12 protein-coding genes and 1 pseudogene are annotated in these 12,686 nt (G+C 62.6%); 5 read left to right on the plus strand and 8 right to left on the minus strand.

Annotated features, from left to right (window positions below):
* Positions 1–1,674 carry a recombinase family protein gene (locus N554_RS36000; protein WP_197033612.1) on the minus strand — a complete coding sequence of 558 codons (1,674 nt, stop codon included), beginning with the start codon at positions 1,672–1,674 and terminating at the stop codon, positions 1–3.
* Here N554_RS36000 and N554_RS0117450 point away from each other — a divergent pair.
* From N554_RS0117450 to N554_RS0117465, 4 genes and pseudogenes are all read left to right on the plus strand, one after another.
* Positions 1,612–2,667 (plus strand): annotated as a pseudogene (locus N554_RS0117450) (YifB family Mg chelatase-like AAA ATPase); the annotation flags it as partial. The gene N554_RS36000 and the pseudogene N554_RS0117450 sit on opposite strands and share 63 nt — an antisense overlap.
* A gap of 210 nt (positions 2,668–2,877) precedes the next feature.
* Positions 2,878–3,345, plus strand: a complete 468-nt coding sequence (locus tag N554_RS0117455) for a hypothetical protein (RefSeq protein WP_029584637.1) — start codon at positions 2,878–2,880, stop codon at positions 3,343–3,345.
* Positions 3,346–3,524: 179 nt separating this feature from the next.
* The gene (locus N554_RS0117460; protein WP_029584638.1) at positions 3,525–5,798 is read left to right on the plus strand and encodes a PAS domain-containing hybrid sensor histidine kinase/response regulator; all 2,274 of its coding nucleotides are present in this window, start codon (positions 3,525–3,527) and stop codon (positions 5,796–5,798) included.
* Between the two features lie 170 nt (positions 5,799–5,968).
* A complete protein-coding gene (locus N554_RS0117465; protein WP_029584639.1) occupies positions 5,969–6,925 on the plus strand; it encodes a l-ornithine N(alpha)-acyltransferase in 957 nt (318 codons plus the stop codon).
* A 164-nt stretch (positions 6,926–7,089) separates the two neighbouring features.
* Here the strand turns inward: N554_RS0117465 and coaA are convergent, their stop codons facing one another.
* The 7 genes from coaA to hisB all read right to left on the minus strand — a co-directional run bounded on the left by coaA (position 7,090) and on the right by hisB (position 11,836).
* Positions 7,090–8,046 carry a type I pantothenate kinase gene (gene coaA, locus N554_RS0117470; RefSeq protein ID WP_029584640.1) on the minus strand — a complete coding sequence of 319 codons (957 nt, stop codon included), beginning with the start codon at positions 8,044–8,046 and terminating at the stop codon, positions 7,090–7,092.
* 72 nt (positions 8,047–8,118) lie between these two features.
* Complete coding sequence (locus N554_RS0117475; RefSeq protein ID WP_029584641.1) at positions 8,119–8,442, minus strand: phosphoribosyl-ATP diphosphatase; 324 nt, start codon at positions 8,440–8,442, stop codon at positions 8,119–8,121.
* A 72-nt stretch (positions 8,443–8,514) separates the two neighbouring features.
* Entirely contained in the window at positions 8,515–9,291 is a 777-nt protein-coding gene (hisF, locus tag N554_RS0117480; protein WP_029584642.1) for an imidazole glycerol phosphate synthase subunit HisF, read from the minus strand.
* Positions 9,292–9,301: 10 nt separating this feature from the next.
* Positions 9,302–10,051: a 1-(5-phosphoribosyl)-5-[(5-phosphoribosylamino)methylideneamino]imidazole-4-carboxamide isomerase gene (gene hisA, locus N554_RS0117485; RefSeq protein WP_197033614.1), complete on the minus strand. Its 750-nt coding sequence runs from the start codon at positions 10,049–10,051 to the stop codon at positions 9,302–9,304.
* Positions 10,039–10,689 carry an imidazole glycerol phosphate synthase subunit HisH gene (gene hisH / locus N554_RS0117490; RefSeq protein ID WP_029584644.1) on the minus strand — a complete coding sequence of 217 codons (651 nt, stop codon included), beginning with the start codon at positions 10,687–10,689 and terminating at the stop codon, positions 10,039–10,041. The genes hisA and hisH overlap by 13 nt, the downstream gene beginning before the upstream one ends.
* The gene (locus N554_RS0117495; RefSeq protein ID WP_029584645.1) at positions 10,686–11,216 is read right to left on the minus strand and encodes a DUF2628 domain-containing protein; all 531 of its coding nucleotides are present in this window, start codon (positions 11,214–11,216) and stop codon (positions 10,686–10,688) included. The genes hisH and N554_RS0117495 overlap by 4 nt, the downstream gene beginning before the upstream one ends.
* 26 nt (positions 11,217–11,242) lie before the next feature.
* Positions 11,243–11,836: an imidazoleglycerol-phosphate dehydratase HisB gene (gene hisB, locus N554_RS0117500; RefSeq protein WP_029584646.1), complete on the minus strand. Its 594-nt coding sequence runs from the start codon at positions 11,834–11,836 to the stop codon at positions 11,243–11,245.
* A 288-nt stretch (positions 11,837–12,124) separates the two neighbouring features.
* On the opposite strand from hisB, the gene hslV reads away from it, so the two are divergent.
* Positions 12,125–12,685 carry an ATP-dependent protease subunit HslV gene (gene hslV, locus N554_RS0117505; protein WP_029584647.1) on the plus strand — a complete coding sequence of 187 codons (561 nt, stop codon included), beginning with the start codon at positions 12,125–12,127 and terminating at the stop codon, positions 12,683–12,685.
* The last annotated feature ends 1 nt before the right edge of the window (position 12,686 follow it).

Here is a 12,686-nt window from a genome sequence, read left to right on the forward strand (position 1 = left end):
TCAATACCCGTCTTCTGCTTCGGCGTCGGCGGGCAATGCGATGATTCGCCCATCATCGGTGACCAGCTCGAATTCACCACCCTTTCCGCTGACTTTTTGCGTGAACCTCAAAGGATTCTTCGGGTCAACGAACAGCTTCATGCCACTGCCGTCGCGGAACATGACTTCGAAGTGCTGCTCGTCATCGATGTTTTCAGCCACGGTGAGTCTCAACTCTTTGATTAAGGACTGAAGACGTGATGCGATCATCGACCGGATCTTGTAGACGTCACCGCCGTTATGTGCGCGAACCTTCTCGATCAGGGCACTCATGTGCCCCTGGTTCGTGTAGTAGCCGAGCGAAGTTGTTTCCAGCGCGGCCAGTTCGGTCTGCATATCCGCCTTGTTGGCTTTGACGCTCGATAGCGCGCTCTCAGCGTCTGCAAATTTCCTCGCCAAAAATTCACTGGTTTGACCGCCCTCCTTCAGAACGGAATACGTCTGTTCCATTTCCGCTTGGAGCATTTTCTCCCGACCAGCCAACGTATCTAACTGGCGAGTGAGATCGTTGCGCTTGCTGTTGTGCTGTTCGACAGACACGATCGATGCGAGATCAAGCCTCTCGACAAACGACAGAAACATTGTCTCGAAGTGGTCGTACCGCCAGCGTGCCACGACATAGCAGCCGTGTTTGCGGATCGCGTTCGAACATACAAGGTAGGACTGGCCCTTCGGCGGCACTCCCTTGTTTTCGTACTGCATAGGCGAGCCGCAGTTGTCACAAACAGCAAGCTTCGAAAACAGGTTAGAGAACCTCTTACCCTTCGCTCCGCCGCTTCCCTTGCGATCGGCGGTTCCCGTCGTCCGGCGCTCCAGGCGACCCCGCTGAGCCGCGTAAAACTTGTCGTCATCGATGATTCGGGGGAAATAGCCCTTGATCGGATCTCCTTCCGGCTTGCGTTTCCCATTGATCATTCGGCTTGGCTGAAACTCGCCAATCACCGATTTGCTTCCGATGATTTTGTTGACTGTGGACGTCTGCCATCCGGCTTTTCCGCTAAAGGTTTGGATGCCCTCGTCGTTCAATCGCCGCACGATTGAAAACGCACCAAGACCGGCTACCGCTTCCTCGAACATGCGTCGAACGATCCGAGCGCGGTCCTCAACAATCCCAAACCCTTGCCGATTATCGAGCAACCGCAGCCAGCTCGGGCACCGGGCGGTCAGCTTTTTCGTGCCAGCTGTGTCGCGCTTGTTTTTCCAAGCCTTGGCTACTCGATCACTTTTGCGGGCCGATTCTTCGTTCGCCCTGCTCATCTTGGCGATCGAAATAATCAGGTCTTCGAAGCTGATTTTTCCGCTGAATACTCGCTCGTCATCCAGGGTGACCAGCTTCAGGCCGCTATTGACGATGTCCATAAACGGTTGAAGAGCAACAATTGGCTCCTGGCGGCTCATACGGTCGAACGATTCGACCAGGAGATACGATCCCTTCTCGATCTGCCCGTCCCGAACCGCCGTCAGGAACTGCCCGAACTTGCCTGATGCGATATTTTTCCCGGCATAGGCGGAGACACCGATGTCGTGGAGATCGATGTCCTCGACCAGCTCTAAGCCATGGGTTTCGGCGTATTTCTTGGAAGCCTCACGCTGACGACGGAGGCTATCGCCCCTCGACTGGAGTTCGTTGGACATCCGGACGTAGGAGTAGGCCTTTGGCCGAGCGGAAGGGGGCGGGTTAACCATCCGGAATTAGTACAGAATTTTTCGTTAATTGTCCACCATATCCTGATGATCGGCTCTCCCGGCGCGGGCAAGTCGATGCTGGCGGCGCGGTTGCCCTCGATCCTGCCGCCGCTGTCGCCGTCCGAATTGCTCGAAGTCTCGATGATCGCGTCGGTGGCCGGCGAAATCGAGGGCGGTGCGCTCACGGCGCGACGACCGTTCCGCGCCCCGCATCATTCCGCCAGCATGGCCGCACTGACCGGCGGCGGCATGCGGGCGAAACCCGGCGAAATCTCGCTGGCGCATCAGGGCGTGCTGTTTCTCGACGAGTTGCCGGAGTTCGACCCGAGGGTACTGGATTCGCTGCGCCAGCCGCTCGAAAACGGCGAGGTCGCGGTGTCGCGCGCCAATCATCGCGTCACCTATCCCGCGCGCTTCATGCTGGTCGCGGCGATGAACCCCTGCCGCTGCGGCCACGCCTATGAGCCCGGCTATTCCTGCAAGCGCGGACGGATCGACCGCTGCACCGCCGACTATCAGGCGCGCATCTCAGGCCCCTTGATGGATCGCATTGACTTGAGGATCGAGGTGCCGGCGGTGACCGCCGCGGATCTGATCCTGCCGCCGCCGGCGGAAGGATCGGCGGAAGTCGCCGGGCGCGTCGCCGCTGCGCGCGACGTCCAGCTGGCGCGCTACACGGCGGCCGGATTGCCGCATATCCGCACCAATGCGGAGGCGCCGGCGTCGGTGCTGGAAACCGTCGCGCAACCGGATGCGCAGGGCCAGAAGCTGCTGCGCGACGCCGCCGAGACCATGCGGCTGTCGGCGCGCGGCTATCATCGCGTGCTGCGCGTCGCCCGGACGCTCGCCGATCTCGATGGCTCGGACAAGATCGGCCGGCTGCATCTCGCCGAAGCCTTGTCCTATCGCGCGCTGGCCGAAGATCTCAGGCGCGCCGCTTAGAGCGTTTCAGTTACGTCCAAATCATGATCGCGCGCTTGTCGCGGCCGCGTGGTTCGAGACGCGCGGCGTCGTGCGCTCCTTGTATTAGCCAGACTACATCGCGATGCTTCGCGCCTCGGCCACGTCAACCAGCCGGTAACGAGTTTTGTTTAGACTCTGCCAACCATAAGCCCCGCGTCTTCACGAGGCTTATCGTCGAACGAGTGTGTGATGTTGCGTTTCAAGATTCTGGTATCAGTTGTTCCATTGCTTGTTGCCGGTGTGATCGCGCGCGGCGAGTTGTTGCCCGGCCCGCATCCCTGCATCGCAATCGCCGAGACATCGGTCCAGCTCGCGTTAGTGCCCTGGCAGGCCCAGCTTCACGTCAGCTTCACCGACGATCCGGCAACCGCAACCGTGCGGGTCCAGATGGCAGATAGTGCCGACACGGCGGACTTTGTGGTCGTCGACGATGTCGATAGTCGCGAGGCCGGCGCCTGCGAAGCCAATGCGGCGACGCGGCTGGTGGCGATCTCGGCAAACCCCTCGGCGTCAGCGCCGGTCATCTATCTCTCGAATGACGGCCCCGCCGATTACCGGATCTTTGTCAGATCAAAGACATTTACCGAGCGCGAAGCCGCCGCCCTGATCGTCGGCGCCGGCGGCGGACACCGCCGCCTGGAGGCCGCATCGCTCTGAACCCGGCGTCTTAACGTTTTATCAACCCTGTTCTCATCTGCCCGAGCAACGCTGTTCGGCCTCAAGCACTTTGCAAGGTCGCCACCGCATCGTCGCATCAAGCACACGGCGCGCGCCGGAGCAGTCTCGAATGTCGGCCACGCAAACCAATCACAAGGCAATCTCAGGGTAGTTTCGCGATGGGGCGGGTTTTACGGATCAAGTTACGCATACGCCGCTTCACGCGACGCCATCCGTGGCTTGTTTTCGCGATCCGCTCGTTCATCATCTTCTCTGCCGCCTTCGGCGGCGCCAGTGGATTCATCGCCGGCAGCTTGTCCGACAACTCCGGTTATGACCCCCACGCCTTTGCGACCGGAATCAGCTTCCTGTTCGCGATAGCTTGCGTCGCACTCGCCACCCTAAGCTTTCGGCTGCGCTGGATGCGCCGGAAATTTCGCAAGCTCGCGCTCCACAACGAAACGCTCGCCGACCGCAATTGGGAACTGCAGGAGGCCGAGCAGCGCGCCCGCAGCCTGTTCGAATCGCAAGGCGACCTTATCGTGCTGCGCGACGCCGAGGGCTGCATCACCTTCGTCAACGACGCCTATTGCGAACTCGCCAAACAGCCGCGCGGCGCGCTGATCGGCAGCCGCTCTGGACTCGAAGTGATTGAGCAAGGCGACACCGCGCTTGAGGCCGACGGCACACGGATCCATGACCAGAAGATTGCAACTGCGCTCGGACCGCGATGGATCGCATGGCGCGAAGGCCTGGTCCGCAGCGATGCAGGCCGGCCTGCGGAGATGCAATGCGTCGGCCGCGACGTCACCGACCGCACCGAGACCGAACGCGCGCTCGCCGAGGCGCGCGATCAGGCCGACGCCGCCAACCGCGCCAAGTCGCGCTTTCTCGCGGTGGCCTCTCACGAAATTCGCACGCCGCTCAACGGCATCATCGGCATGAGCGGATTGCTTCTGGATACGCCGCTGACGCCCGAGCAGATGACCTATGCCAAGGCCGTAAAGACCTCGGGCGACGCGCTGCTCTCGCTGATCGAGGAACTGTTGGACTATTCCAAGATCGAGGCCGGCAAGATCGACCTCGAGCACCGGCCGTTCGCGCTGGCCGCATTGATCGAGGACATCACCGAACTGCTGGCGCCGCGGGCGCAGGTGAGACAACTCGAGATCGCGGCCTATGTCGACGAGCGGCTACCGACGAAAGTGGTCGGCGATGCGGCGCGGCTGCGACAGGTGCTGCTCAATCTCGCCGGCAATGCGATCAAGTTCACCCCGACCGGCGGCGTGGCGCTGATTGTCGAGCCCGGCATCTGGCCCAATGAAATCAGCTTCCTGGTGCGCGACACCGGCATCGGCATCGCGCCGGAAGCGCAGCAAAGGATCTTTCGCGAGTTCGAGCAGGCCGACGAGCGCATCGCCCGCAACTATGGCGGCACCGGCCTTGGCTTGAGCATCAGCGAACGGATCGTCAAGCGAATGGGTGGCCGCATCACGCTGGAAAGCCAGCCGGGTGTCGGCTCGACATTCGAGGTGTCGGTTCCGCTGCCCCCCGACGGCCATGACGGCGAAAGAGAAGCCAACGAACAAATAGCCTTCACGGCGCCGGATTTGAGCGGCCAGGCGATCCTGCTGGTGTCGCCTCAAAGTATCGAGGCATCGCTGGTCGCCCGGCGGCTGCAGCGCTGGGGCGGCCAGACCTGCCTGGTGTCCGATATCGCGGTGGCGCAGGCTCTGTTGCCGGAACGATCCTGGCACGCCGTTCTGCTCGATCACGCCCTGGGCGCTAAAGATATCGAGGCGCTCGCTGACGCCGCCCGCCCTTTCGCCCCGCAGCGGATCGTGCTGTTCACGCCTGCGGCGCGGCACGAGTTGCAACTCTCCTCCACCTCCTCGGCTTTCACCGGCTACCTGGTGAAGCCATTGCGCGTGGCGTCGCTCGCGGCCCGCCTGACGATGGCGCCCGAGGTGCTTGCGCCGAAGCTTGCCGGCAATGCCGCGATCGAGGCGCCCGACCATGTCGAGATGCCGCCAACCGCGCCGGCGCGAGGTCTTTCCATCCTGGTCGCCGAAGACAACGAGATCAACGCGCTATTGGTGCGTTCGCTTTTGTCGCGATTGGGGCATCATGCCGTCATCACCACCGACGGCGAAGCGGCGTTGGAATCCTGGCTGGCAGCCAACGCCGCGGCCGCGCCCTATGATCTCATTCTGATGGATATCCAGATGCCGCAACTCGACGGCATCGAAACCACCAAGCGTATCCGCGCTTACGAGGCCGAACAGCCGGGCCGCCGGACGCCGATCCTCGCCCTCACCGCGAATACGCTGGTCGAGGATCGCTACGCCTGCTTCGAATCCGGAATGGATGGCTTTCTGATCAAGCCGCTCGACCGCGAAAAGCTCGCCGAGGCGCTTGCAGGCCTGGCAGCCTCGCGGCATCTCGCCGCCTGAAGCGCCACCCGCCTGTCGTTGCGACGAGCGTCAGCGACGAAGCGAACCATCCGCACACCCGCGTCACACGCCGACAAAGGCGGTGTCACATGGCTGTCGAATGGCCGTGATTTCTGAACCTCGAAGACCGCACCGATTCGGCAAGGGATGCAGGCGGTCGCGAGGATTCTATGCACGGCGACCAGCTGGCGCGATCGGCGCAGCGCCTGATTCAGATGTTGCGGCCGGAGAATGTCGGGACCGCAGCGCAGACGGCAATGACCTGGTTCAAGCCGCTGCCGGCTCCATCCGGCGCTATCGGGCCGAGGTTTCCGATTTTTCCTGCCACGCTCGGGCGACTCGGCGCGCTCGAGGTGCGGCTGGCCGAGGGCAAACGCGAGGTGAAGCGCGCCCAGAAGCTGCGCTATCGCGTGTTCTACAGGGACGGCACCGCCATTGCCGACGCCGCCACATTGCTGGCGCGCCGCGACAAGGACGCGTTCGACAAGATTTGCGATCATCTCTTGGTGATCGATCACGCCGCCAAGCCATCGATGAGCGGGAAGCAGCCGGTGGTCGGTACCTACCGCCTGCTGCGCCAGGATGTGGCGGAAGACCATGGCGGCTTTTATACCGGAGACGAGTTCGATATCGCCGGCCTGATCGATCGCCATGCGGACTTGCGTTTTCTTGAGCTCGGACGATCCTGCGTGCTGCCGCCCTACCGAGGCAAGCGCACCGTCGAATTGCTGTGGCACGGGATCTGGAGCTATGTCCGCCAGCATCGGCTCGATGTCATGATCGGCTGCGCCAGCTTCGAGGGCACCGATCCCGACCGGCTGGCACTGCCGCTGTCGTTTCTGCATCACTACGCGCAAGCCCCGGAAGCCTGGCGCGCTGCCGCGCATCCTTCGCGCCGTGTCGAGATGAACCGCATGGCCAGGGAGGCGATCAGTCCGAAGGCCGCGCTGCACGAGCTGCCGCCTCTGATCAAGGGCTATTTGCGCTTAGGGGCCTATATCGGCGACGGCGCCGTCATCGACCATCAGTTCGGCACCACGGATGTGCTGATCGTGATGCCGGTCGCAGCGATCAGTGCGCGCTACATCGAGCATTTCGGCGGCGATACGTCGCGACACGCGGCCTAGTACCGGCTGGTTGATTTCAAAATGCGGTGGCTTCATCCTTCGAGACGGCCGTGTTGCGGCCTCCTCAGGATGAGGTCATCCTCATGGTGAGGAGCGCGGCAACGCCGCGCGTCTCGAACCACGTGGCCGTCGATACCTGGTCGTGCACCGCTATTGCCGAGATGTTACAGCCGCCGCAGCGCCACTGTTTCAACCACGTGATCCGCGCCTTTCTTCAGGATCAGCGTCGCGCGCGGTCGTGTCGGCAAAATATTCTCCTCGAGATTGGCGAGGTTGGTGCGCTCCCAGATCGCCAGCGCGGTGGCGGTGGCTTCCTCGTCGGAGAGCGGCGCGTAGCGATGGAAATACGATCGCGGATCGTGAAACGCGGTGTCCCGGAGCGCCAGGAACCGTCTGATGTACCATTCGCGCAGCACCGCTTCGTCGGCATCGATATAGACGGAGAAATCGAAGAAATCCGAAACGACGGGAACAGCCTTGCCATCGCGCGGCAGCCGGCCGGTCTGCAGAACGTTGACGCCTTCGACGATCAGGATATCGGGCCGGTCGATCTCGATCCATTCATTCGGAATGATGTCATAGGTCAAATGCGAATAGACCGGCGCCCGCACCGGCCGCCGGCCCGCCTTGATGTCGCTCAAAAACGCCAGCAGCGTCGGCAGATCATAGCTCTCGGGAAAACCCTTTTTTTGCATCAGGCCTTGCCGCTCGAGCGCGGCATTCGGAAACAGAAAGCCGTCCGTGGTCACCAGGTCGACCTTTGGCCGCGGCGACCATCGCGCCAACAGCGCCTGCAGCACGCGCGCGGTGGTCGATTTGCCGACCGCCACCGATCCGGCGACGCCGATAATGTAGGGCATCTTGCGGTCTTCGATGCCGAGAAAGCGCCGTTGCGCGTAATACAGCCGCTGCGTGGCATCGACATAGATCGACAATAGACGCGACAGCGGCAGATAGATCTCCTCGACCTCCTGGAGATCGAGCCGGTCGTGCATCGATCGCAGCTTCGCGATCTCCTCGGCCTCGAGCGTCATCGGCGTATCGTCGCGCAGCCGCGCCCATTGCTCCCGGGAGAATATCCGATACGGATTATACTGCTGCTCCGTCGCCCGCATATCCATGACGCCGTCCCTACTTATTACGTTGCGACATGACCCGCTCGGAAAACCGCTTCCCCTTTTGAGGATCACGTCCTAGTCGCGCTTGCGCGCGGCCTTCTCGTCCAGTCCGGACATCGTCGTGCGCTGCGCCAGCGCGGCTTCGACATCCTCAAGCTTCACGTCGCGCGACTTCAAAAGCACCAACAGGTGAAACAGCAGGTCGGCGCTTTCGGCGATGAGCTGGTCGCGATCGTTCTCGACCGCGGCGATCACGGTTTCGACCGCCTCCTCACCCAATTTCTTGGCGCAATGCTCGGAACCCTTGTCCAGCAGTTTGCGGGTATAGGACGCCTCTCCTCCCGACGCCGCGCGGGCATCGATGGTGGCGGCGAGATCATGGATCGTGAAACGCGACATCAACTCAACTCACGCGCAGGACGGAGCGCTGTTTATTCCAACGGGATTTAGCACTTCTGTCACCGGGAGTCGTCAGGGATCAAGCCGCATCGGCAGCCCGGCGCGCACCATATGGTCCTTGGCTTGGCGTATGGTAAATTCCCCAAAGTGGAAGATCGAGGCCGCCAGCACCGCGGTGGCGTGCCCCTTGCGGATACCGTCGACCAGATGGTCGAGATTGCCGACGCCGCCTGACGCGATTACCGGGACAGGGACGCTGTCCGCCACCGCCTGGGTGAGCGGAATGTCAAAGCCCTGCCGGGTGCCGTCGCGATCCATCGAGGTGAGCAGGATTTCGCCGGCGCCGAGCGAGACGACTTCCTGAGCATATTCGATGGCGTCGATTCCGGTGGAATTGCGTCCGCCATGGGTGAAGATTTCCCAGCGCTCCGAGCCGCCGCCGCGCTTCACGCGCTTGGCGTCGATCGCCACCACGACGCATTGATCGCCGAATTTCTCGGCCGCCTCTTTGACGAATTCGCGGCGGCTGACGGCGGCGCTGTTGATCGAGACCTTGTCGGCGCCGGATCGCAACAGCGTGCGGATATCGTCGATGGTGCGCACGCCGCCGCCCACCGTCAGCGGCATGAAGCAGGCTTCCGCCGTGCGCCGGACCACGTCCAGCATGGTGCCGCGATTTTCATGGGTTGCGTTAATGTCGAGAAAGCACAGCTCGTCGGCGCCGGCTGCGTCATAGGCGATCGCCGCTTCCACGGGATCGCCGGCATCCCGCAAATCGACGAAATTGACACCCTTGACGATCCTGCCGTCCTTGACGTCGAGACAGGGAATCACGCGCACCTTGAACATCAAGAACCTCCTAGGCCGCGGCGCGCGCGGTGCGGATCAGCGCCAGTGCGGCTGATGGATCGAGGCGGCCATCATAGAGCGCGCGGCCCGCTATCGCCCCGGCCAGCTTCTTGGCGCGCGGTGTCAGCAGCGCTTTCACATCGTCGATCGAGGCGAAGCCGCCCGAAGCGATGACGGGAATGGAAATGCGCTCGGCCAGCGCAATGGTCGCGTCGAGATTGAGCCCCTTCAGCAGACCGTCGCGGGCAATGTCGGTGAAGATGATCGCGGCGACGCCGGCATCCTCGAATCGCTCCGCGATTTCGAGCGCCGTAACCTCCGAGGTCTCCGCCCAGCCCTCGACCGCGACTTTGCCGTCACGCGCGTCGAGGCCTACCGCGACGCGGCCCGGAAATTTCTTCGCGGCGGTTTTTACAAGCTCAGGATCGCGCACCGCCGCGGTACCGATGATGACCCGCGCAACGCCCCTGGCGAGCCAGGCCTCGACCGTGCTGAGATCGCGGATACCGCCGCCGAGCTGCACCGGCATGGTGACCGCCCCAAGCATCGCCTCGACGGCATGCGCATTCATCGGCTTGCCGGCAAAGGCACCATCGAGGTCGACCACATGCAGGTATTCGAATCCCTGCGCGGCAAAGGCGCGGGCTTGCGCCGCCGGATCGAGGTTGAACACGGTCGCACGCGCCATGTCCCCTTGTTCGAGGCGCACGCACTGGCCGTTCTTCAGGTCGATCGCGGGGAAGAGGATCACGGTTTCCACTTCAGGAAATTCGAAATCAGAGCCAGCCCAAAACGCTGGCTCTTCTCCGGGTGGAACTGGGTGCCAATCGCGGTGTCCCTGGCGACGATCGCCGTCACCGGGCCGCCGTAATCCGCGCGCGCCAGCACGTCGGCCTCGTTGGCCGCGTTAAGGTGATAGGAGTGCACGAAATAGGCGTGGCGACCCTTCGGCCCGAGCGGCAGCCGCTCGAGCACCGGATGCTCGCGGATCAGATCGAGCGTATTCCAGCCCATATGCGGGACTTTCAAATTTTCCTCGCGCGGCGAAATCTTTTCGACGTCGCCTTCGATCCAGTTGAATCCGTCGGTCGTGACGTGCTCCTTGCCGCGGGTCGCCATCAACTGCATGCCGACGCAGATGCCGAAGAACGGCCGCGCCTTGTTTCGCACGGCTTCCGTCATCGCCTCGAGCATGCCGTCGAGCGCGTCGAGACCGCTGCGGCAATCGGCGAATGCGCCGACGCCGGGCAGCACCACGCGATCGGCGCGATAGACCGTTTCGGGATCGCGGGTCACCACGATTTTTTCCGGAACCTCCATGCTCCGCGCCGCCCGCTCAAACGCTTTCGCCGCGGAGTGCAGATTGCCGGAACCGTAGTCGACGATAGCAACGCTCACCGCGACGCTCCCGGTTCAGGAAACAATCCGATGATCTCATTTCCAGGCAACGGCGGCGGCCGCGAAAACGGCTGGCCTGGAACGTCCCGCGTCGGTGGCGGCGCGCCGCGATCGACCGCCGTTTGATCGTTGCTCAGGCCGCGCTGTTTGGCCGTCCAGCGATCGAAAAAGCGTCGCTCGGCTGTCTCCCGGTCGTCGGCCACCACGATATCGATCTGACGCCAGTTGCGCCGCGACAGCGTCCAGCGCCGCAAGGTCGGCGCTTCAAATCCCATCAGCAGCGCGATCAAAATATTGGCGAGAAAAATCGCCGCCGCGCCCGCGCCGAGGCGCGCCAGTCCGACCTCGACGGCGATCATGACAATGATCCAGCCGATCAGCACGAGCCACAGGCGATACCAGACGAGCCACACCGGGCCGAGAACCGCGGCCCAGAAATGAAAGCCGTCGCGGACGAATGCGAATCGTTCGGTCGCAGCGATCCCGGCGCCATTCGTCACCGGAGCATGAACTGTAAAAGCCGGCATCGTTACTCTCCGCCGAGAACAAGCAATCAGCTGCCGAGCTGACCCTTGGTGGATGGCACTTCGCCCGCGGCGCGCGCATCGATCGCGACCGCCGCGCGCAGCGCCCTCGCCAGACCCTTGAAGCAGGATTCGGCGATATGATGGCTGTTCTCGCCATATAAGGTCTCGACATGCAATGTCACGCCGGCATTGATCGCAAAGGCGTTGAACCATTCGCGAACCAGTTCGGTATCGAATTGGCCGACCTTGTCGCGCGGAAACTCCGCCTTGAACACCAGCACCGGCCGGCCCGAAATGTCGAGCACGACCCGCGACAGCGTCTCGTCCATCGGCATGTGGATGCTGGCATAGCGGGTGATGCCGGCCATGGTGCCGAGCGCCTGCTTCACCGCCTGGCCGAGCGCGATGCCGACATCCTCTGTGGTGTGATGGTGATCGATGTGCAGGTCGCCGACCGCCTTAACGGAGATGTCGATGCGCGAATGCCGGGCCAGCAGGTCGAGCATATGGTCGAAGAAGCCGATGCCGGTCGCGACGTTGGACACGCCGGCTCCGTCGAGGTTCACTGTCACCTCGATGTCGGTCTCTTTGGTCTTGCGCTTGATCGTCGCTACGCGCATGAAAAATGCTTTCCCTTGATCGACTCCTTGACCGACTCTTGGCCGAAAACGCGGCCCTTTTAACAGGCTCATTCCGCCTTCGCTACTGCGGGATGGCGCGATCGGGGCCGAACTTCGGCCTATGGTGACCGGAATCCGGCGCCGCTTTCCGTTCCAACACTTTTGTTGACGCGAACCGGTAACACCCGGATCGCGTCGGAAGCAGGCTTTGGCCCGAAAACGCCTTGAACCACGCCGATTGTAACCACGTCCGCCAATCCCTAGATTTGGCGGAACGCGAGGTACTCCATGCAGGCATCACCACCCCAATCGCCGGTCTGGCACGGCACAACCATTTTGACGGTCCGCAAAGGCAGCAAGGTGGTGATCGGGGGCGACGGTCAGGTCTCGATCGGTCAGACCGTCATCAAATCCAACGCCAAAAAGGTCCGCAAACTCGGCAAGGGCGATGTCATCGGCGGTTTTGCCGGCGCCACCGCGGATGCCTTTACGCTGTTCGAGCGGCTGGAAAGCAAGCTTGAGCAATATCCGGGACAACTGACCCGCGCGGCGGTCGAGCTTGCCAAGGACTGGCGCACCGACCGCTATTTGCGGCGCTTGGAGGCGATGATGATCGTCGCCGACAAGGATGTGTCGCTGATTCTGACCGGCACCGGCGACGTTCTGGAGCCGGAAGCCGGCGTGATGGCGATCGGGTCAGGCGGCAACTATGCCTTGGCGGCCGCGCGAGCGCTCATCGAGTCCGACAAGGACGCCGAGACCATCGTGCGCCGGTCGCTCGATATCGCCGCCGACATTTGCGTCTATACCAATCGCAACGTGACCATCGAGACGTTGCAGAGCGGCTGAT

Source organism: Bradyrhizobium sp. URHD0069, assembly GCF_000701345.1.
GTDB lineage: Bacteria > Pseudomonadota > Alphaproteobacteria > Rhizobiales > Xanthobacteraceae > Bradyrhizobium.